The 21,091-nt window shown below is 49.8% G+C and carries 20 protein-coding genes; 1 reads left to right on the top strand and 19 read right to left on the bottom strand.

What is annotated here, in order from left to right; translation table 11 throughout:
- Window positions 1–156: 156 nt before the first annotated feature.
- From rlpA to leuS, 9 genes are all read right to left on the bottom strand, one after another.
- Window positions 157–1,254: an endolytic peptidoglycan transglycosylase RlpA gene (gene rlpA / locus M988_RS14340; protein WP_020303877.1), complete on the bottom strand. Its 1,098-nt coding sequence runs from the start codon at window positions 1,252–1,254 to the stop codon at window positions 157–159.
- A gap of 8 nt (window positions 1,255–1,262) precedes the next feature.
- Window positions 1,263–2,375, bottom strand: a complete 1,113-nt coding sequence (gene mrdB, locus M988_RS14335; protein WP_008812733.1) for a peptidoglycan glycosyltransferase MrdB — start codon at window positions 2,373–2,375, stop codon at window positions 1,263–1,265.
- 19 nt (window positions 2,376–2,394) lie between these two features.
- Complete coding sequence (mrdA, locus tag M988_RS14330; protein WP_064574653.1) at window positions 2,395–4,290, bottom strand: peptidoglycan DD-transpeptidase MrdA; 1,896 nt, start codon at window positions 4,288–4,290, stop codon at window positions 2,395–2,397.
- A gap of 86 nt (window positions 4,291–4,376) precedes the next feature.
- Window positions 4,377–4,847 (bottom strand): 23S rRNA (pseudouridine(1915)-N(3))-methyltransferase RlmH, encoded by a 471-nt coding sequence (gene rlmH, locus M988_RS14325; RefSeq protein ID WP_004096425.1) that lies wholly within the window; start codon window positions 4,845–4,847, stop codon window positions 4,377–4,379.
- Between the two features lie 3 nt (window positions 4,848–4,850).
- Entirely contained in the window at window positions 4,851–5,168 is a 318-nt protein-coding gene (rsfS, locus tag M988_RS14320) for a ribosome silencing factor (RefSeq protein WP_008812734.1), read from the bottom strand.
- Window positions 5,169–5,343: 175 nt separating this feature from the next.
- The gene (gene nadD, locus M988_RS14315; protein ID WP_008812735.1) at window positions 5,344–6,006 is read right to left on the bottom strand and encodes a nicotinate-nucleotide adenylyltransferase; all 663 of its coding nucleotides are present in this window, start codon (window positions 6,004–6,006) and stop codon (window positions 5,344–5,346) included.
- Entirely contained in the window at window positions 5,996–7,030 is a 1,035-nt protein-coding gene (holA, locus tag M988_RS14310; protein ID WP_008812736.1) for a DNA polymerase III subunit delta, read from the bottom strand. The genes nadD and holA overlap by 11 nt, the downstream gene beginning before the upstream one ends.
- Window positions 7,027–7,764, bottom strand: a complete 738-nt coding sequence (lptE, locus tag M988_RS14305) for an LPS assembly lipoprotein LptE (protein WP_020303876.1) — start codon at window positions 7,762–7,764, stop codon at window positions 7,027–7,029. The genes holA and lptE overlap by 4 nt, the downstream gene beginning before the upstream one ends.
- Window positions 7,765–7,778: 14 nt before the next feature.
- Window positions 7,779–10,361 (bottom strand): leucine--tRNA ligase, encoded by a 2,583-nt coding sequence (gene leuS, locus M988_RS14300; protein ID WP_064574651.1) that lies wholly within the window; start codon window positions 10,359–10,361, stop codon window positions 7,779–7,781.
- A 413-nt stretch (window positions 10,362–10,774) separates the two neighbouring features.
- Here leuS and M988_RS14295 point away from each other — a divergent pair, with 413 nt between their 5' ends.
- Window positions 10,775–11,257, top strand: coding sequence for a zinc ribbon-containing protein (locus tag M988_RS14295; RefSeq protein WP_008812739.1), 483 nt, complete (start codon window positions 10,775–10,777; stop codon window positions 11,255–11,257).
- A 54-nt stretch (window positions 11,258–11,311) separates the two neighbouring features.
- Here M988_RS14295 and rihA (M988_RS14290) read toward each other — a convergent pair whose 3' ends face one another.
- The 10 genes from rihA (M988_RS14290) to ybeY all read right to left on the bottom strand — a co-directional run bounded on the left by rihA (M988_RS14290) (window position 11,312) and on the right by ybeY (window position 21,068).
- Window positions 11,312–12,244 (bottom strand): pyrimidine-specific ribonucleoside hydrolase RihA, encoded by a 933-nt coding sequence (gene rihA / locus M988_RS14290; RefSeq protein ID WP_064574649.1) that lies wholly within the window; start codon window positions 12,242–12,244, stop codon window positions 11,312–11,314.
- Between the two features lie 11 nt (window positions 12,245–12,255).
- Entirely contained in the window at window positions 12,256–13,206 is a 951-nt protein-coding gene (gene rihA / locus M988_RS14285) for a pyrimidine-specific ribonucleoside hydrolase RihA (RefSeq protein ID WP_039187138.1), read from the bottom strand.
- A 203-nt stretch (window positions 13,207–13,409) separates the two neighbouring features.
- Window positions 13,410–14,135, bottom strand: coding sequence for an amino acid ABC transporter ATP-binding protein (locus tag M988_RS14280; protein WP_008812742.1), 726 nt, complete (start codon window positions 14,133–14,135; stop codon window positions 13,410–13,412).
- Window positions 14,135–14,809 carry a glutamate/aspartate ABC transporter permease GltK gene (gltK, locus tag M988_RS14275; RefSeq protein WP_008812743.1) on the bottom strand — a complete coding sequence of 225 codons (675 nt, stop codon included), beginning with the start codon at window positions 14,807–14,809 and terminating at the stop codon, window positions 14,135–14,137. Before gltK ends, M988_RS14280 begins: the two co-directional genes overlap by 1 nt.
- Window positions 14,809–15,549 (bottom strand): amino acid ABC transporter permease, encoded by a 741-nt coding sequence (locus M988_RS14270; protein ID WP_004096447.1) that lies wholly within the window; start codon window positions 15,547–15,549, stop codon window positions 14,809–14,811. The genes gltK and M988_RS14270 overlap by 1 nt, the downstream gene beginning before the upstream one ends.
- A 340-nt stretch (window positions 15,550–15,889) precedes the next feature.
- On the bottom strand, window positions 15,890–16,804 hold the full coding sequence (locus tag M988_RS14265) for an amino acid ABC transporter substrate-binding protein (protein WP_008812744.1): 915 nt from the start codon (window positions 16,802–16,804) through the stop codon (window positions 15,890–15,892).
- A gap of 532 nt (window positions 16,805–17,336) precedes the next feature.
- Window positions 17,337–17,924, bottom strand: coding sequence for an MSMEG_1061 family FMN-dependent PPOX-type flavoprotein (locus M988_RS14260; RefSeq protein ID WP_064574647.1), 588 nt, complete (start codon window positions 17,922–17,924; stop codon window positions 17,337–17,339).
- Window positions 17,925–18,067: 143 nt separating this feature from the next.
- Window positions 18,068–19,591, bottom strand: coding sequence for an apolipoprotein N-acyltransferase (gene lnt / locus M988_RS14255; protein WP_061060287.1), 1,524 nt, complete (start codon window positions 19,589–19,591; stop codon window positions 18,068–18,070).
- A 7-nt stretch (window positions 19,592–19,598) separates the two neighbouring features.
- Complete coding sequence (gene corC / locus M988_RS14250; protein WP_004096455.1) at window positions 19,599–20,483, bottom strand: CNNM family magnesium/cobalt transport protein CorC; 885 nt, start codon at window positions 20,481–20,483, stop codon at window positions 19,599–19,601.
- 111 nt (window positions 20,484–20,594) lie between these two features.
- Complete coding sequence (gene ybeY / locus M988_RS14245; RefSeq protein ID WP_020303875.1) at window positions 20,595–21,068, bottom strand: rRNA maturation RNase YbeY; 474 nt, start codon at window positions 21,066–21,068, stop codon at window positions 20,595–20,597.
- Between the last annotated feature and the right edge of the window lie 23 nt (window positions 21,069–21,091).

The raw sequence follows: 21,091 nt of genomic DNA, 5'->3' as shown, positions 1-21,091 counted from the left end.
ACTACAACATCCGTGAATAAAGTGAAAAAAACGAGCCACACTATAACAGAAGCCGATTTATCGTTCATACCCGAACAAGGCTTAATCGCGCCTCTTTACAGAGGCAATGTGTGACTAATTATTGCATACCCCACCATTTAGATGAGGTATGTATATTTACTGTGCGCTGGCAATAAACGATTGCTGCTGTGCTTCGCTGGCGAGACGCTGTTGTAACGCAGCGGCTTCTTGACGACTACTGAATGGCCCCAGTTGCACACGATACATCGCACCATTAGGTGATACTTTACCTGGTACGCCAAATTGTTGGCTTAACTTCTGCTGCCATTGTTGCGCACGGGCACCATCGCTGACCGCACCAACCTGCACCATAAATTTGCCATTGGCGGAAGCAGTCGTCGACGCTGCTACCGCAGCAGGGGCGGCAACCGCTGCCGGAGCCGGAGATGTGACCGGTTCAGTTCCTTCCAGTACGCCAGTGCGCAATGGCTGAGGTGCGCCCAAGAAACCAGTGCTGTTGCTTGCTGGCGCAGAAACCGGCATGTTGTCATCGTTATTCATGGTCGCAGGCGTTGGATTTGCCACAGGGCGTACGGCGACTTGAGTATCTGATGCCGATGGACTCATGGAAACCTGTGTGGTTTCTTGGCCAATCGTTGGGCGAGCGGGTAGGGCATAGCTCTGCTTCGCAATCGTGGTGCCAATCGTTCCTGGGCCTGACATCGTGCCGTCTGGCGCTACGCTAATAAAGTCGATACGGACTTTCGTATTATTTGAAATATTCAGGCGATCGGCCGCCGCGCGGGAGAGATCGATCACTTTACCCGCAGTGTATGGGCCACGATCGTTCAGTCGAACGACTAAACGGCGTCCGTTAGCTAAGTTGGTAACGCGTACGTAGCTTGGCAGCGGCAGCGTTGCGTGAGCCGCTGTCATGGCATTCGGATCAAACTGTTCACCGATAGCGGTCATGTTGCCGCCGTTCTCTTCCCCATAGGACGTCGCGTAACCCACCTGTGAGAAGTTAGACGGATCTTGCACGACTTTATATTGGGTACCGTTAACGCTGTAATCCTGACTGGTTGCCGGATTAAAGGGTTCATAGCGCGGTTCAGCACCGCTGATTTCCTCTACCGGGCCGTTATACGCAGGCTGCTGGGGAGCCGGGGTCTCGGTGGTTGTGGTGTTGGTACAGCCCGCCAGAAACAGACTGAGTAAACCAGCACTAAGCCATGATTTATGCGCCATTCGCATCGCGACCTCTATAGATTCTTAGATAACATTTTTCTGTGAGTATGGATCGACATTACGATACCAAACCCGGCCATAAGCACGATCAGGGCGGAACCGCCATAGCTGACCAGTGGCAAAGGTACGCCAACCACGGGCAAAATTCCACTCACCATGCCGATATTCACGAAAACATAAACGAATAAAATCAACATTAAACCCCCCACCATGACGCGGCCGAAGGTGGTTTGCGCTTTTGCCGCAATCATCAGCCCGCGCATAATGGTTAGCAGATACAGCCCAAGTAGAACGAGAACACCTACCAGACCCAACTCTTCAGCCAGTACGGCAAAGATAAAGTCGGTGTGACGCTCTGGTAAGAACTCCAACTGTGACTGGGTACCATGCAGCCAGCCTTTACCCCCAAACCCACCAGAGCCAATAGCGATTTTGGATTGGATAATGTGGTAGCCCGCGCCCAGTGGATCGCTTTCAGGGTCGAGCAGCATCATGACGCGAGCCTGCTGATAGTCGTGCATCAGGAAGAACCACAAAATCGGAATAAAGGCTGCAACTAAGACTACTGCGACCAGAATCAAGCGCCAACTGAGTCCTGCAAGGAAGAGGATAAACAGACCGGATGCGGCAACCAAAATGGAGGTTCCCAGATCGGGTTGAGCTGCAACCAGCAGCGTAGGCATAAATATCAGAATCAGTGCAATGCCGGTATTTTTTAGCGAGGGGGGACAAACGTCGCGGTTGATAAACCGAGCGACCATCAAAGGCACGGCAATTTTTGCAATCTCTGACGGCTGAAAACGGACAAAGCCCAGATCCAGCCAGCGCTGCGCCCCTTTACTAATCTGGCCGAAGGCATCGACCAGAATCAGCAAGATAACGCAGAATACATAAAGATAGGGCGCCCAACTTTCATATACACGCGGTGGTATTTGAGCCATAACCAGCATAACGCACAGGCCCATAAAGATCTGACCGATTTTTCGCTCCATCATGTCAACATCTTGCCCGCTGGCGCTCCACATGACAAAGGCGCTATAGGCCAGAATGGAGAGAATGCAGAGCAAAAAAGGCAGGTCGATATGCATCTTCGCCCAAATAGAACGTTTCTGTTGGTTTTCTGTCATGATTAGCCTGTATGCCTCATCAGTCGCCTTCAACGCCCGGAGGCGGCGCAGTTTCACTTGGGAGCGTCGTGTTGTTATCGCCGAGCATAATGTGGTCGAGAATTTGACGCACAATAGTCCCTACTGCGGGCCCTGCGCCGCCATTCTCCAGAATGATAGCCACAGAAACCTGAGGATTATCGTACGGCGCAAACGCCGTCATTAGCTTATGGTCGCGTAAATGCTCAGCCAAGGTATGCGCGTTATAGGTTTCATAACCAAAGACCTGTGCGGTACCTGATTTAGCAGCAATTTTATACGGCGCATTGGCGAAATACTTATGTGCCGTTCCGTTGGCGCGATTGGCTACACCATACATTCCATCTTTGGCTATTTCCCAATAGCCGGAATGGATATCGCCAATCTGTACTGATTCCTGCTGCTTATAAGGCACCAACTGTCCGTTGATGCGCGTGCTGTACAGCAGGTGAGGTACCTTCATGTTTCCGTCGTTGATAAGCGTGTTCAATGCTTTAGACATCTGAATCGGTGTCGCTGTCCAATAGCCCTGTCCAATACCAACCGGAATGGTATCACCTTGATACCACGGTTTTTTATAGCGTTTCTGTTTCCATTCGCGTGTTGGCATTAGGCCAGAACGCTCTTCTGATAGATCGATGCCGGTGTACTGACCGTAGCCAAATTTGCTCAGCCATTCAGACAGGCGATCGATGCCCATATCGTAGGCAACCTGATAGAAGAAGGTGTCAGCCGATTCTTCCAGCGCTTTGGTGACATTCAGTCGACCATGCCCCCATTTTTTCCAGTCGCGGAAACGTTTTTCAGAGCCAGGTAACTGCCACCAACCTGGATCGAACAGGCTATAGTTTTTGGTTATCACACCCGCGCTGAGTGCAGAAACGGCAATATAAGGTTTCACCGTGGATGCGGGTGGATAGAGCCCTTGGGTCGCGCGGTTAATTAACGGACGGTTCGGGTCATTGAGCAGGCGTTGGTAATCCTTGCTGGAGATACCGTCGACAAAAAGGTTAGGGTCATAGCTTGGGTTAGAGACCATCGCCAGAATGCCGCCGGTGCGCGGGTCGCTGACGACCACGGCTGCGCGACTGCCTGCCAGCAGTTGTTCAAGATAACGCTGAAGATTGAGATCTAACGTCAGATAAATGTCTTTACCGGCCTGTGGTGGCTGCTCATGCAGTTGGCGTATGACTCGACCCCGGTTGTTGACTTCAACCTCTTCATAACCGGTTTTGCCGTGCAGAACATCCTCGTAATAGCGCTCGATACCTAGCTTGCCAATATCATGGGTTGCCGCATAGTTGGCAAGTTTGCCGTCTTTGTCTAATCGTTCTACGTCTTTATCGTTGATTTTAGATACGTAGCCGATGACGTGAGTCAGCGCGGAGCCATAAGGATAGAAACGGCGCTGATAGCCTTTGACTTCAAAACCGGAGAAACGGAATTGGTTAACGGCAAAACGTGCCACCTGAACTTCATTCAGTGCTGTTTTCACTGGAATTGAGGTAAAACGGCGCGAACGTTTCCGCTCTTTCTGAAAATTATCTAAATCTTCGTCGGTGATATCGACAATGGGGCGCAATGCCTCAAGCTCAGCCTTTAAGTCTTCGACTTTTTCTGGCATGACTTCAAGCTGATAAATAGTGCGGTTAAACGCAAGTGGTGTGCCATTACGGTCATAAATCATACCGCGGCTAGGCGCAATGGGTACCAGCTTAATACGGTTCTCGTTGGAACGGGTTTTGTAATCTTCGAAGCGCAGAATCTGAAGATGGTACAGATTGAAGACCAAGATGCCAGACAGAATCAAAATGCCGAGAAACGCAACGAGAGCACGGCGAATGAACAGGGCGGACTCTGCTGAATAATCACGAAAAGGGTTACGATCTATTTTCATTCCATTCCGTCGTGTTCTGGGTGATGACTTGGTGAAAAATAACAAAACTCAACGGCGAAGCTTGAGACTATCGCCGTTGATACTGGCTATTCACGATGATACGGATGGTTCGTCGTGATACTCCACGCACGATATAGGCTCTCGGCGACCAGAACGCGTACCAGAGGATGCGGCATGGTTAGCGTGGATAACGACCAGCTTTGCTCAGCCGCAGCCTTACACGCGGGTGCTAGACCTTCTGGACCGCCGATAAGTAGGCTAACGTCACGTCCATCCTGCTTCCAGCGTTCCAACTGCGAAGCAAGCTCTGGCGTATCCCACGGTTTTCCGGGGATATCCAGCGTGACGATTCGGTTACCTTTACCCACCGCAGCCAACATCATTTCGCCTTCTTTTTCTAGAATGCGCTTGATATCAGCGTTTTTACCACGTTTGCCTGCCGGAACTTCAATCAGTTCAAACGGCATATCTTTAGGGAAACGTTTAAGATAGTCGGTAAATCCCGTTTGTACCCAGTCTGGCATTTTGGTGCCGACGGCGACCAGTTGCAGCTTCACCGCTTAGCTCCAGAGCTTTTCCAGTTCATACAGGCGACGACTTTCTTCCTGTAAAACATGAACAATCACGTCACCCAGATCAACAACGATCCATTCGGCGCCGTTTTCGCCTTCGATACGCGGAGGCAGCAGACCTGCCATACGTGCTTCTTGTACTACGTGAGTCGCGATTGAATGCACATGGCGGCTAGAAGTACCGGTGCAAACAATCATGCAGTCGGTGATGCTTGACTTGCCGGCAACATCAATCGCGATGATGTCTTGAGCCTTCATATCATCAATTTTATCAATAATAAATTCTTGGAGCGCTTTACCTTGCAAAGGTTCCCCCTCGGGTTGGAGCAGTATTGCTCGGAATAACGTTTTCAAATCAAATCGTTTATTCGGGCAATCAAATCTTTAAAGTTAGAACCACGACATATCACGTAACGAAATGGATTCGGTTGTGATATCGGTTCTGCGAAAATAGGCCGCGGAGTATAACACGCGACCAGAGCTAACGGTACAGCCCCTGCAATTCGATATAGCGTTGAACGGCACGCGGAAGTAGGTCATCACAACTGATGCCTTGGTGGCGGCGCTGGCGAATATCGGTAGCTGAAATCGCAAGTAGTGGTGTATCAGCGAGATAGATATAGCCATGGGGTTGTTGGCTAAGCCGTTTAGCGTCGAAAACCTGATGTTTCTCTAACCATTGCTGCAATTCTGGCGTATCTAACCGATCGGAGTATCCCGGACGCGCGCAGACCAGCAAGTGGCAATAGTGCAGGATTTCTTCCCAGCGATGCCATTTGTGTAATGTCAGTAGTGAGTCTTGGCCAATAATAAACGCCAGCGGTGCATTTGCACCTCGTTCTCGACGCACTTCCTCTAACGTATCAATCGTATAGGAAGGTATTGTGCGATGCAGTTCACGTTCATCAACGGAAAACAGCGGATTGCCTTGAATGGCTAATTCCACCATTTTGAGCCGTTGCTGAGCATTGGCCTCCGGCTGCGGTCGATGGGGGGGCACATGATTGGGCAGCAAAGTCACATTCTGCAAACCCACTTCGTTGGCCATGGCCGTCACTGGCTTGAGATGCCCGTAATGAATCGGATCAAACGTGCCGCCGAATAGCGCCGTTAGCTGCGTAGCGTTGGAACATTCATTCTGCATCTAGCATGCTCTCCGGCAATGATTTACCACACAGCAGCAGCGTCAGTGATTCCAGCTCGCTCCAAACGGACTGGCCATAATCTTGTTTCAGTATGACCTCGATGTGCGAGAGCAAAGCCACGGCCTGATAGAGCTGTTGTAAGCTGAGAAGCTGCAAGGCTTGTGTCATTGCGGGGCGACGATTTTGCCAAACCTTGTGTTGATCGAACAGATTACGTAGCGGTGTATGAGCCATCTGACTTTTTAACGTCAGTAGCAATAGCACTTCACGTTGTACGGTACGTAGCAGGATCACCGGTTCCATATCTTCTTGACGAAGCTGTTGCAGAATATGCCATGCACGTTTGCTTTTGCCTGCCAGAATGGCATCTACCCAATGAAATGGGGAAAAATGCGCTGCATCGCTCACGGCTTCTTCGACGCGAGGCAGTGTTAGCTTTCCGTCGGGATAGAGCAGTGAGAGGCGCTCTAAAGCCTGCGACAGCGCCAGTAGATTGCCTTCATAGCAATAGCAAATAAGCTGGTTAGCGGCGTCATCAAGTTGTAGGTTCATCTGTTTAGCGCGGGTAGCCACCCAGCGTGGTAGCTGAGCCTGCTCCGGTGTCTGACAGCTGATCATTGCTGCGTTTTGGCTAAGCGTCTTAAACCATCCGGCATTCTCTTGGGCTTTAGTGGGCTTATTTCCACGAATTATCAGCAACAGATCGGAATGTAAGAGCGTGGCGAGCTTAGCCAGTTGCTCACCAATGGCGGCATTAGCCCCATTTTCTGGCAAAGTTAGCGAGATAATTTGACGGCTGGCAAACAGGCTCATCGCTTGAGAAAGGCTAAAGATGCTTTCCCAATCGGTATGTGCGTCCAGCGAGAAACTGAAATATTCAGTAAAGCCTTGCTGCTGCGCCTGTTGGCGTATCAGATCAAGGCTTTCCTGCAATAGCAACGGTTCGTTGCCCATAACTAAATAACAAGCGCGCAGCCCCTCACGGAGCTGCGCGGCAAGTTGTTCAGGATAAACGCGAGTCATTGTGCGCTAATACTGCCTGTTGCGGTGGTGGTGTTAGCTGGCGTCGATGTGGTATCGGTGCTGACTGAATTGAAGTCATTCGCACTTTGCACTTTCGGTGCAGTCACTTCCGCGTTCATGCGATTGTCGTTGTTTTGCAACTCAGCGGCATGCACAGACAGCAGTTTACGTACTAGCTGTTGAGCCGCCTGATCGCGCATTTCCTGACGAATCATTTCCTGCTCGGAGTCTTTTGCCAGAGCGGTTAATGGGTTGTCGAAGAATGAACGATACACGCGAACGGTCAACGGATACAGATCGTGTCCACGAACCAATACCTGAGCACTAACGTTCAGCACCATTTGATATTCAGCCGTTTTACCATCTTTAAAGATAGAAACCGTTTCTTTTGACTCACTGCTACCAACAATACGCAGAGATGGCAGTTTATCTGAACCATCCGCAGGTTTTGCGGCTGCTGCAGAATTATCTACGATACTGGTGCTGTTCGTTGATACTGGGTCTTTGCTGCTGTCATCGGCTTTAGGATCGACAATAGTGATACCGCTCAGGCGCAGCTGTTCACGAATAGAGCGTGACAGGGGGCCATAAGGATCGCTGGTGTCGAACGTAATTTTCTGGAATTCGGTTGGCACTGACGTGTTACCACGCAGATGGAAACCGCAGCCAGCGGTAAGCACCGCCAGCCCCAGAACCGCAATTTTCAACAACGACGTCATAGTACGATGTCGCACAATTCCTCCTCGGCTCAACCTACAACTAGGTTCAGCAGTTTACCTGGAACGTAAATTACTTTACGAATGGTCACGCCGTCGAGATATTTGGCGACCTGCGCTTCTTGTCCAGCCAGTTCGCGAACCTGTTGTTCAGTCGCATCGGCCGCAACGGTGATCTTGCCACGGACTTTACCATTAACCTGAACCACGATCAGCTTAGAATCTTCAACCATCGCTTTTTCATCGGCAACGGGCCATGGTGCAACGTCGATGTCGCCTTTGCCGCCCAGCGCAGTCCACATTTCGAAGCTAGCATGCGGGGTGAATGGATACAGCATACGAACGACGGCTAGCAGTGCCTCTTGCATCAGAGCGCGGTCTTGCTCGGCCTCTTGCGGAGCACGAGCCAGCTTATTCATGAGCTCCATAATCGCGGCAATAGCGGTGTTAAAGGTCTGACGGCGGCCGATATCATCGCTAACTTTAGCAATCGTTTTGTGCAGATCGCGACGCAGTGCTTTCTGATCTTCATTCAGGCCAGCTACGCTCAGGTCTACGCATGCGCCTTTTTGAGTATGTTCGTAAACCAGTTTCCAGACACGTTTCAGGAAGCGGTTTGCACCTTCAACGCCAGATTCCTGCCATTCCAGCGTCATCTCAGCCGGAGAGGCGAACATCATGAACAGGCGTACGGTGTCTGCGCCGTAACGCTCAACCATGACCTGAGGGTCAATACCGTTGTTTTTTGATTTGGACATTTTGCTCATGCCCGCATAAACAACTTCACGACCTTCGTTATCGACAGCTTTGATGATGCGGCCTTTCTCATCACGTTCAACGGTGACGTCAACCGGAGAAACCCAGTTACGTTCGCCGTTAACACCGGTGTAGTAGAACGCATCAGCCAGAACCATACCCTGACACAGCAGGCGTTTCGCTGGTTCATCAGAGTTTACCAGACCAGCATCACGCATCAGTTTATGGAAGAAGCGGAAGTACATCAGGTGCATGATGGCGTGTTCGATACCACCGACATATTGATCGACCGGCAGCCAGTAGTTAGCGGCTTCTGGATTCAACATGCCTTCGTTGTACTGTGGGCAAGTGTAGCGAGCGTAATACCAAGAGGATTCCATAAAGGTATCGAAAGTATCAGTTTCACGCAGCGCTGGTTGACCGTTAACGGTGGTTTTTGCCCAATTAGGATCGGCTTTGATTGGGCTTGTGATCCCATCCATAACCACATCTTCAGGTAAAATAACCGGCAGTTGATCTTCTGGCGTTGGAATAACGGTACCGTCTTCCAGAGTGACCATCGGAATTGGCGCACCCCAGTAGCGTTGACGAGAAACCCCCCAGTCACGCAGACGATAATTTACTTTACGCTCACCAACGCCTTTTTCGACCAGCTTGTCGGCAATGGCGTTAAAACCAGCTTCGTGATCCAGTCCGTCAAACTCGCCGGAGTTGAACAGTACGCCTTTCTCAGTCATCGCTTCTGCATGGACGTCAGGCTGGCTGCCGTCTAGGCTCAGAATAACCGGTTTGATCTGCAGACCGTATTTGGTCGCGAACTCCCAGTCACGTTGATCGTGAGCAGGAACGGCCATAACAGCGCCGGTACCGTATTCCATCAGAACGAAGTTTGCGACCCATACCGGCAGCTTTTCGCCCGTCAGTGGGTGGATGGCAAACAACCCCGTCGCCATGCCTTTTTTCTCCATCGTTGCCATTTCTGCTTCGGCAACTTTGGTATTACGGCATTCATCGATGAACTGAGCCAGTTCTGGATTATTAGCGGCGCCTTGCTGTGCCAGAGGATGACCCGCGGCTACAGCAACATAGGTAGCACCCATAAAGGTGTCAGGACGCGTAGTATAAACGGTGACTTTTTCGTCGCTGTCGGCAACATCAAAGGTAATTTCGACGCCTTCTGAACGACCAATCCAGTTACGCTGCATGGTTTTGACCTGCTCAGGCCAATTTTCCAGCGTGTCCAGATCGTTTAGCAACTGATCGGCATAAGCGGTGATTTTGATGAACCACTGTGGAATTTCCTTACGCTCGACTTTGGTGTCGCAGCGCCAGCAGCAGCCATCAATAACCTGTTCGTTAGCCAGTACGGTCTGGTCATTAGGGCACCAGTTAACGGCAGAGGTCTTTTTGTAAACCATGCCTTTTTCGTACAGCTTGGTGAAGAACCACTGTTCCCAACGGTAGTAGTCAGGATCGCAGGTCGCGATTTCGCGGCTCCAATCATAGCCGAAGCCCAGCAGTTTAAGCTGGTTCTTCATGTATTCGATGTTGTCGTAAGTCCACGGAGCAGGAGCTGTTTTATTCTTAACCGCAGCGCCTTCAGCTGGCAGACCGAACGCATCCCAACCAATGGGTTGGAGCACGTTTTTACCCAGCATGCGTTGGTAACGGGAAATCACATCACCGATGGTGTAGTTACGCACGTGACCCATGTGGAGTCGGCCGGATGGATACGGGAGCATGGAGAGGCAGTAGTACTTCTCTTTGCTTGCATCTTCGGTAACCTGAAAGGTTTTCTTTTCATCCCAATGGCGCTGGACGTGTGATTCTATGTCCTCTGGACGATATTGCTCTTGCATGGCTGCTGAGGGTCCTGTTAGTAAAAAACAGCTATACCCTTCGTCTTTCAAGCCGCAGCGGTGTTGGCTGCCTTCACTTCCCCTAGTCACTTAGTGACCTAAGCTCTTAGGGATTCGCTCCGTTGCCGCCTTGCTGCAACTCGAATGACTTTGGATATACACCGTACTTTTAGTAAAGATGGCTTTTTTGACAATATGTCATCAATAGTGATCGGCATAGAATAGCCGATAAGCGCGGCGTGCAACAACAGCTAGCGCCCCTCAGAATCGCTTTTCTTTATCATAAAGGACAAAAGCGTCACGCTGAGATGCCGATCACAGGCTAAAGATCACGGCGACTCAGGTATTTACGGCTAAAATAATTGACTGTAGGTTAGACTAAAAGAAGCATTCACGTCACGCGGAGATAAGGTATGAACAAGGTTGCTCAGTATTACCGTCAATGGGTCGCGGCATTAACCGAACGATTGAAAAACGGCGAGCGTGATATTGATGCGCTGATTAATAGTGCCGAAAAACAATTGAACAAGGCCGAGGATTTGACTCGTGATGAAGTGGAGCAGATCAAACGGGCGGTGCGTCGCGATCTGGAAGAGTTTGCTCGCAGTTACGAAGAGAGCAAAGACGAGCTTAGCGACAGCGTCTTCATGCGCGTCATTAAAGAGAGCCTCTGGCAGGAACTGGCAGATATCACCGACAAAACCCAGTTGGAATGGCGTGAAGTGTTTAAAGATGTGAGCCATCACGGCGTATACCACAGCGGTGAAGTGGTTGGTTTAGGCCATTTAGTCTGTGAGAAATGTCATTACACGCTAGATTTCTACACGCCGGAAGTCCTGCCCCTGTGTCCGAAATGTGGGCATGACCAATTCCATCGCAAACCTTTCCAGCCGTAGGGCTCGTTAAAAGTCATCCCCAATATTCTGGGGATGACTAACGTTATGACATGCTTAATATCGCGCGACTCTTTCCAGCAACAAATCCACAAAGCCCTTGCGGTCAACGCTGAGTAATACTTCCGTATTGGGCGTATTTCCGGTGAGATTGTAGACGTCAGCCACGGTCATGCCGGTGGTGTATTTCCCCTGAGTTTCAACGCCAACCCAATAATGGGCAGAGGTAAACAGTTCAGGTTTCAACAACCATGCCACCACGCATGGGTCATGCATTGCCGCGCCGGGCAGTTTACGTGGCCCGCTGAGGTAAAGCGGCAGATAGAAATCGAGCATCTCGGCAACGGCTTTTGCGACTGGATTATTAATAGCACGGATCTGTTCGACTTCATCGGCCATCACTAACGCTTGATGTGTCATATTGAGACCGGCCATTACCAGAGGCACACCAGACTGTAAAACAATCTCTGCGGCCTCTGGATCGACAATGATGTTGAACTCAGCCGCCGGTGTGGCATTACCGCCGTCGATTCCACCGCCCATAAATACGATGCGGGCGATTTTCGCTTTCAGCTCAGGATATTGCGCCAGCAGTAGCGCGGCGTTGGTCATTGGCCCTGTAACCACCAGCGTGATGGCACTTTCTGCTTCGCGCAGGATTTTTGCCATTAGTTCGACGGCGTTGAGCTTATTAGGTTTGATGCTGGGCGATGGCAACTTGGTGGTTCCCATCCCTGTTTCGCCGTGAACGTGATCGGCAATCATCAGTTTGCGCATTAGCGGTTGGCTGGCTCCACCGGCCACCGGAATATCGGTGCGCTGCATTAAAGTGAGCAGGCCTAAGGCGTTATGCAATGTCTTTTCTGGGGTTTGGTTACCCGCGGACGTGGTTACGGCTTTGATATCCAACTCTGGCGAATGGAGCGCCATAGCGAGTGCAATCGCATCATCGAGGCCGGGGTCACAATCGAAAATGATTGGGGTGGACATGTTTTATCTCCTTAGCGAGCCAGATTGGCGTAGGCCGCGCCGATACGTTCGACCAGTAAATCAACAAATGCCTGACGGTCGACGTCCATCATGACCGTAGTATTAGGCTGGTTAGCGGTGAGAGAGTAATAATCCACCACGGTCATCCCCTGTGTGTATTTGCCCTGTGTTTCCACGCCCACCCAGCGATCGACACAGGTGAAAATTTCTGGCTTGATAAGCCATGCAATGGTGCAAGGGTCGTGCAGCGGTGCGCCTTGGAATCCCCATTTTTCTTGTTTGTGATATTCCATGAAGAAATCCAGTAAATCCGCGACGACATCTGCAACCGGGTTACCAAGATGGCGGAATCGCTCGATATCTTCACTCATAATTTGGGCGCGATGAGTTACGTCCAGCCCAGCCATGACAATGGGTAAACCGGATTGAAAGACGATTTCAGCGGCTTCAGGATCAACGTAGATATTAAACTCAGCGGCGGGGGTCCAGTTTCCTAGCATCGCTGCCCCCCCCATGATGACGATACGGCTTATTTTGGCGTGAAGCTCTGGATGCGACGTCAGCAGCAGCGCAATGTTAGTCAAGGGGCCTGTTGCGACCACGGTGACGGGCTGCTGGCTCGCCCGCAACGTCTGAGCAATCAGCTCTACGGCGTTACATGTTTGTGGGGCAAAGTTCGGTTCGGGGAGATCAGGTCCGTCTAATCCGCTTTCGCCGTGTACATTATCGGCAATAATCAGTTCGCGCATTAGCGGTTTTACTGCGCCACCCGCGACGGGAATATCGCTTCTTTGCAGTAATGTCAGAATGCGTAGAGCATTACGCAACGTTTTGTCTGGTGTCTGATTACCGGCAGAGGTCGTGACAGCTTTGAGCTCGAGCTCTGGTGAGGCAAGAGCAAGGATCAACGCGATAGCGTCATCATGGCCTGGGTCGCAATCAAGAATAATAGGTAAAGACATTAGGTAAGACTCCTGTCATTAGCGGTTTTTATTGTTTGAGCGTTATTGTGTGACCAGCTTAACGTGCAGAAGAAATTTGGAATAGAAATAGGAGCTTAAAGCGTGAGGTAATGCGCAATCCTACAAAAATGTAGAAATTGCGCACAAAATCATTTGTTCACCAAGGCGTTCGTTAACAACGTCATTCGTGAAACAAAAAAATGCTAATGAATAATTTTGGCCAAGAAATCTTTGGCGCGTTCGGATTCAGGATTATTGAAGAAGTCGTCTTTATTGCGATCTTCTACGATTTTGCCTTCGTCCATAAAGATCACCCGATGCGCGACTTTGCGAGCAAAGCCCATTTCATGCGTCACCACCATCATGGTCATTCCTTCTTTGGCGAGTTCCACCATCACGTCGAGCACTTCGTTGATCATCTCTGGATCGAGCGCCGAGGTGGGTTCGTCAAATAGCATTGCAACAGGATCCATGCACAGCGCACGGGCGATAGCCACACGCTGCTGCTGGCCGCCGGAGAGCTGGCTTGGGAATTTATCTGCGTGCGAAGAAAGCCCAACGCGTTCCAGCAATTTTAATCCTTTGCTCTTAGCCGCGGATTTTTCGCGCCCGAGAACTTTCACCTGCGCCAGTGTCAGGTTTTCGATGATCGACAGATGAGGGAACAACTCAAAGTGCTGAAATACCATTCCGACCTTTGAACGTAGTTTGGCTAAGTCAGTGCGCTTATCGTTAACCTGAATGCCGTTAACGGTAATCTCACCTTTCTGAATGGGTTCAAGGCCATTAACAGTTTTAATCAAGGTAGATTTACCTGAACCCGAAGGGCCGCATACCACCACCACTTCGCCTTTTTTCACTTCCGTGGAGCAGTCTGCCAGCACCTGAAAGTGACCATACCACTTAGAAACATTTTTCAGGGAAATCATCAAACAGTCCTTTTTTTCAAGTAATTAACCAGCGCAGACGCTGCAAGGCTGATAATAAAATAAACAAAACCGGCAAATAGGATCATTTCTACCTGCGTCCCATCTCGCTCACCGATGGTTGAGGCGGTGCGGAAGAAATCGGCCAAGCTAAGTACGTACACCAGCGACGTATCTTGAAACAGCACGATCCCCTGAGTCAGTAACAGTGGCACCATAGCGCGGAACGCCTGCGGCAGGATCACCAAGCGCATTGATTGCCAGTGGGTCATTCCTAGCGCAAGTGATGCACCAGACTGACCTTTGGAAACGCTTTGAATACCGGCTCGAATGATTTCCGAGTAATAGGCCGCCTCAAACAAGGAAAACGCTACCATGGCTGAGATAAGCCGAATATCAGTTTTTGGTGATAAGCCTAGAACTTGTTGTAATAAGCTAGGCACAACTAGGTAGAACCACAGCAACACCATCACCAGCGGTACGGAACGGAATAGGTTAACGTACAGGGTGGCAAACCAACTGATGAGCTTGAATGATGATAGACGCATCACTGCCAAAATAGTGCCCCAGATAATGCCGAACACCACGGCGATAAGCGTAATTTTCAGCGTAATGACCATGCCGTTCATCAGATACGGCAGGCTGGGAACAATAGAGCTCCAATCAAATTCGTACATTATTTGCTCCCCATATTCCCTGGTAGCTGGATCTTGCGTTCAACAAAGTGCATCACCAGCATGATCACGGCATTAATGGCAATGTAGGCTAGCGTAATTGCCGTAAAGGACTCGTAGGCATGCGCAGAATAGTCCAGCAGTTTGCCGGCTTGAGCCGCCATGTCGACAAGACCAATTGTTGAGGCAATGGCCGAGTTTTTAACCAGATTAAGCATCTCGGAGGTCATTGGCGGGACGATGACACGATAGGCGTTAGGAAGGAGGACGTAGCGATAGGTTTGTGGCAGCGTCAGCCCCATCGCTAGACCGGCATTTTTCTGTCCACGCGGCAGCGACTGAATGCCTGAGCGCACCTGTTCGCAGACGCGAGCGGCGGTGAATAGGCCAAGGCATAACATCGATGAAACAAAGAACTGTACGTTAGGATCGAGTTCACTCTTGAACCACATACCCAGATCGGCGGGCAACAGTTCAGGGATGACTAAATACCAAGTAAAGAACTGCACGATCAATGGCACGTTACGGAAGAGCTCGACGTAACACATCCCAATGGTCGAGAGAAAACGGTTCGGAACGGTTCGCAGGATCCCGAAAATCGATCCCACGAAGAACGCGATAATCCAAGCGCAAATGGACAGGGCGACGGTGACCTGAAAGCCCGACCAGATCCAGCCCAAATACGTGGTGTTGCCGAAAGGCGCCGGTTGCAAAAATATGCCCCAGTTCCAGTCTATAGACATAGATAACTCCCTAAAGTGATATACGGCTGGCGCTTATCAGATTTTAGGTTTGATAGGCGACCGCATACACGAAAGATTGGCGACAGTAACTTTTGATTTGAAGACAAGACAACTGCGACGAGAGAGGGGGAGGGAACGATCTCCCCCTTTCTGCCTGCCCAAAGTTTTGTCAGCAATCTATCGCCTATTGACTGGATGCTACGGCTATACAACAGCATTCGTTCACCTTAACGACTTGTTTACACAAGTTTATCGGGTGCCGCTGATTGCCAGCTTTGCCGCCACTCCAATGAATTTGGCGATAATCCTCTTTATTCTTAAATCGTGCAGAGGCTATGAGTTACTTAGCAATTTGGTCGTTTGGTGCTTTAAATAGAGCCTTCATATCGTCAGAGAGTGCGAAGTTCATGTTCATATTTTTTGGTGGGATAGGCTGATTAAACCAACGCTCATACGACTTAGCCGCTTCGCCAGAGGTTTGTGCTTTGGCAATGGTTTCATCCATCAGCTTTTTGAATGCAGGATCGTTTTTACGCAGCATACAGCCGTAGGCTTCGTGCGATTGCGGTGTGCCAACGATTTCCCACTGATCTGGTTTCTTCGCCTTCGCGCGCTCACCGGCCAGCAGAGCATCGTCCATCATAAACGCCACCGCACGGCCGCTTTCCAGCGTACGGAAGGAGTCACCGTGATCTTTGGCACTGATGATGCGCATTTTCATATTGTCTTTTTCATTCAGCTTATTCAGCAGAATTTCAGACGTGGTTCCTGATGTCACGACTACCGGTTTGCCAGCCAGATCTTTGAAATCTTTAATGTCGCCGCCTTTCTTCACAAGCAGGCGCGTACCGACAACAAAGATGGTATTTGAGAAGGCGGCCTGTTGCTGGCGTTCCGCGTTATTGGTGGTGGAGCCACACTCAAAATCAAAGGTGCCGTTTTGCAGTAGAGGGATGCGGTTTTGTGAGGTGATTGGCAGCATTTTTACCTGTAAATTAGGCATGTTCAGCTGTTTTTTCACCGCATCCACGATTTGGTTTGAGTAATCCTGAGAGTAGCCAACCACTTTCTGAGCGTTGTCGTAGTAAGAGAAAGGAACAGACGATTCGCGGTGACCAACAACGATCACGCCGTTGTTTTTAATCTTTTGCAGGGTGTCTGATGTGGCTTCACTTTTCTGATCGTCAGCGGCATGAACCATAGTGCTCGACATACCGATCAGCAACATTGATAACGCCAGTTTGCGCATTTGCATTCGCGTACTCCTTCGATTGTTGTGCTACAAGTTTTATCCCCTTCATACTTCACGTTGTATGTGCGTTAGCTCTCCCGCTTACCCTGTTGGGTCCAGCGCTTTGCGCAGTGCAAGAAAGCTGACGTTTTGTCGTACAACCCAAAATATGTGGGTATATAGGTTTTTGTTTTATAAGTTTTTTGCTGATTTATTATCAGCTTGCACTTGGGTGCCGGAACGACGGCGCTTTAGTACATTTACCCGACTGTCCAGATTCTTTGCTTCTCGTGAAGCGAGCGAAAAACATCGCTACTTGATAGCAAAATAGCCTAATGTAATTAAAATGATATTATTATGTTTATAATTTGAGACATAAACCGCACCATTTAGTGGCATAAAATTCGCGATGCACAAAAATAATGCACTTAATGCATCAAATTTGTGCAATCGTACTCGCCAATGACTGCTAACCAGTGTTTTTGGGTTTTATGCTGAAATTACTGCAAGAGGTGTGCCAGAAAATGAGGGCTCACAGGGGAGCCCTCGGAAGATATCAGTCGCGGGAAGGGGCTTGGGATAGGGCAATGTGGGCGTGAGCTATTTCCATAATTGAAGGAAGCGATTTGGGATTAATATGACGCTCAGTGTCCCACAGTCCGCCAAAGGTCACTGCTCGACCACAGTGAATGAAAGCTTCTTCCACGTTTATGACCAGCACACTGCGTGCTGCATTTTCTTGCACATAGAATCGCTCACACAAATCGGGATCGACGCTGATTTGGGCGGTGCCATTGACGCGAAATGCTTCGCTCCATCCTGGTATTAAAAACAACAACCCAATCGTTGGGTTATGTAGCAAATTGCTAATACCATCTAAACGATTATTGCCGGGCAGATCGGGCAACAGCAGTGTTTTCTCATCCGCAACCTGTACAAAACCTTCATCGCCGCCTTTGGGGGAGCAATCCATGCCTTTTTCGCCAATGGTAGAAATCACCACAAACGGAGAGGCTTCAATAAGCTGGCGCGCATAGCTATCAATGTGATCAATCTGCTTTTGCAGCACCATCTTATTGGGCTGAGCATAGTGTTCACGCAATTTTTGCTCATCGGCAATGATAAATTCAGGGTTTAGCTGCATAGCTTTCTCATTAACGGCAGGGAAATTGGCGGGAACATTAACAGTAGTGAGTGTGATTCGCAATCGTGAGGTGAAAGAGGGCTTCTCTCGGCTCCCCTAGTGAAAAGGGGAGGCAGAGAGAATGAGCGTTATAGAATCGGAGATTAACGGCGTTTACGTCCAGCAATCAGCGCAACACCCGCCATGGCAAAGGTAATGATCCATAATGGAATGGAGCCAAAGAGAACATAAGGCGTGATGCCAGTGGTTGGTGCGACATTCACTTCCAAGACCTTACGTTCAAACTGTGGGATTTCAGCGATGACATTACCTGATGCATCTACCGCAGCAGTCACACCGTTGTTAGTGCTACGCAGCAGTGGGCGCCCTAACTCCAGTGCACGCATACGAGCCATTTGGAAATGCTGCCACGGGCCGATAGAGTGTCCAAACCAAGCATCGTTAGACACGGTGAGCAAGAAGTTGGTATCAGCACGGAAATTAGCTCGCACCTGTTCACCCAGCACGATTTCATAGCAAATCGCCGCAGTGAGTTTATAACCCTGAACGCTAAGCTGTGGCTGGATGTAATCACCGCGGCTAAAAGCTGACATCGGTAGATTAAAGAACGGCGCTAGTGGTCGAAGCAAATCTTCCATTGGTACAAACTCGCCAAACGGTACTAGATGGTGCTTGTTGTAACGGTTTTTGCTCGGATATACATAAGGCTCTTTTTCCCCCAAGACGATTACGGTGTTGTAATAAGTCGGGCCATAATGGGTCATTCGCTCATCAACAATGCCGGTGATCAGGCTGCTGTGGTGCGAGCGGAAAAGGGTATCGAGCATTGTCAGGAATTGATTCTGATTTTTCTCAGTGTCTGGAATAGCAGACTCAGGCCAAATAATAATTGGAGCCTTGCCCAAGTAAGGGCGAGATTCGTCGAGATAAGCCTGTAACGTCGTGATGAGCGCGTTCGGATCCCACTTCATTGATTGCTCAATGTTGCCCTGAACCATCGCGACATTAACGGCCTTATCGGTCTGGTTCTGATACCACTGAATGCCACGCAGCGGCCAAGGGAGCAGTAACAACGCGAGAGCGACAATGGCTGGCGCTATTTTGCGCAGCGATAGGGCAAGTACAAACAATCCACTGATGATCATCAGTAGATAGGTAATGGTATCGACACCGGCAATAGGAGCCAGTCCTTTCAGCGGACCGTTGATTTGGCTATAGCCAAACTGCAACCATGGAAAGCCAGTTAAAACCCAGCCGCGCAGGAACTCGGTAAGCTGCCACAGCGCAGGTGCCGCAATGGCTAAACGCCAAACGTTGGTGGTGGGCCAAAATCGGTTAAGCAAACCAGCAAATAGCATTGGATACAACGCAAGATAGGCGGCTAGCAGTACTACCAGAGACATGCTGACCGGCGTTGGCATTCCACCAAACTGTTCGATACTGACGTAAACCCAGTTGATTCCGGTGCCAAATAATCCCATTCCCCATAGGAAGCCCAATCCAACGGCCTGCTTAGTTGTGCGATTAAGGGTAACGGCAAGTAGGCCAATCAGCGAAATTAGCGCTGCGGGCCAGATATCGTAGGGGGAGAACGAAAGGGTGCCAGCGGCACCCAATATGAGCGCCAGTAAGGCGCGAACCCACTGGCGTTGAAGTAATGAACACATGTTGTTATTAATCTTCCAGATCCAATTTCGGTTGAGGGGACTCATCCGGGATTTTGACATGAACCTGTATAATGCGTCGACTATCGGCCATGGCTACTTTGAATTGGTAACCATCGATGTCAATGGTTTCGCCACGAGCCGGTAAATGACCAAACGCCTGCATCACCAACCCCCCCACGGTGTCCACTTCTTCATCGCTGAAGTGGGTACCAAAGGCTTCGTTAAAGTCTTCAATCTGAGTCAGCGCACGCACGGTGTACATATGACGGCTGATCTGGCGTACGTCGCGATCTTCAACTTCATCATATTCATCATCGATTTCCCCTACGATCAGCTCGAGAATATCCTCGATGGTGACCAAGCCGGAGACGCCGCCAAATTCATCGATGACGATCGCCATATGATACCGCTGTGAGCGGAACTCTTTGAGCATACGGTCAACACGTTTGCTCTCTGGGACAACGACCGCAGCGCGCAGCACTCTATCGATGCTGAAGGGTTCGGAATCACTGCGCATAAACGGCAGCAGATCCTTAGCCATCAAAATCCCTTCGATGTGATCTTTATCTTCGCTAATCACTGGGAAACGAGAGTGCGCAGAATCAACAATCACGTCCAGACACTCTTCAAGCGTCTGATTACGTTTCAAGGTGACCATTTGGCTGCGTGGGATCATGATGTCACGAACGCGTTGCTCGGCAATATCCATCACGCCTTCCAGCATGTCACGGGTATCGGGATCGATCAGGTCGTTTTGTTCGGAATCACGGATCAGTTCAACTAAATCTCCACGGTTTTTCGGTTCACCGTGAAATAGTTGGTTGAGAATCAGAGAGAAAAAGCCCTTTTTGGGACTGGGGCTATCGTTGTTTTGTGAATGGTCGTCGCTCATGGCGTTAGTGTGTGGTTACCTATAATTAATGGTCAATATATCCTGCATGTTTAAAGTCATATCAGGATATAACAATAGTGACCGCGCATTTTACGTGGTCACTGTAATCATTTAGTCGGATTCTTTTTCAGCTGCATAAGGATCGGGATACCCGAGTTCCTGCATGATTTCAGCTTCTAAAGCCTCCATTTCTTCTGCTTCTTCATCGATGATGTGGTCATACCCTAGCAGATGCAGACTGCCGTGGACAACCATATGTGCCCAATGCGAGAGCAGGGTAATTTCTTGCTCTTTTGCTTCCGCTTCAACAACCTGTCGACAGATAATCATATCACCCAGCAGAGGAAGCTCAATGCCCGGAGGCGCTTCGAACGGGAAGGATAACACGTTGGTCGGTTTATCCTTACCACGATAGGTCATATTCAGTTCATGACTCTCAGCTTCATCGACCAAGCGGATGGTGACCTCTGCCTCTTCCTGAAACTTTGGCAGCACGGCTTCCAGCCATAAACGGAAATCAGCTTCGGCGGGCAGCCCCTCAGTATTCTCGCAGGCGATTTGCAGATCTAATATTACATTGCTCATATTTTGTTGCTCATAATACATCC

The sequence above is a fragment of the Hafnia paralvei ATCC 29927 genome, assembly GCF_001655005.1.
In the GTDB taxonomy this organism is placed as follows: domain Bacteria; phylum Pseudomonadota; class Gammaproteobacteria; order Enterobacterales; family Enterobacteriaceae; genus Hafnia; species Hafnia paralvei.
Note: the sequence above shows the minus strand (reverse complement) of the source record. Positions and strands in the feature narration are given on the sequence as shown.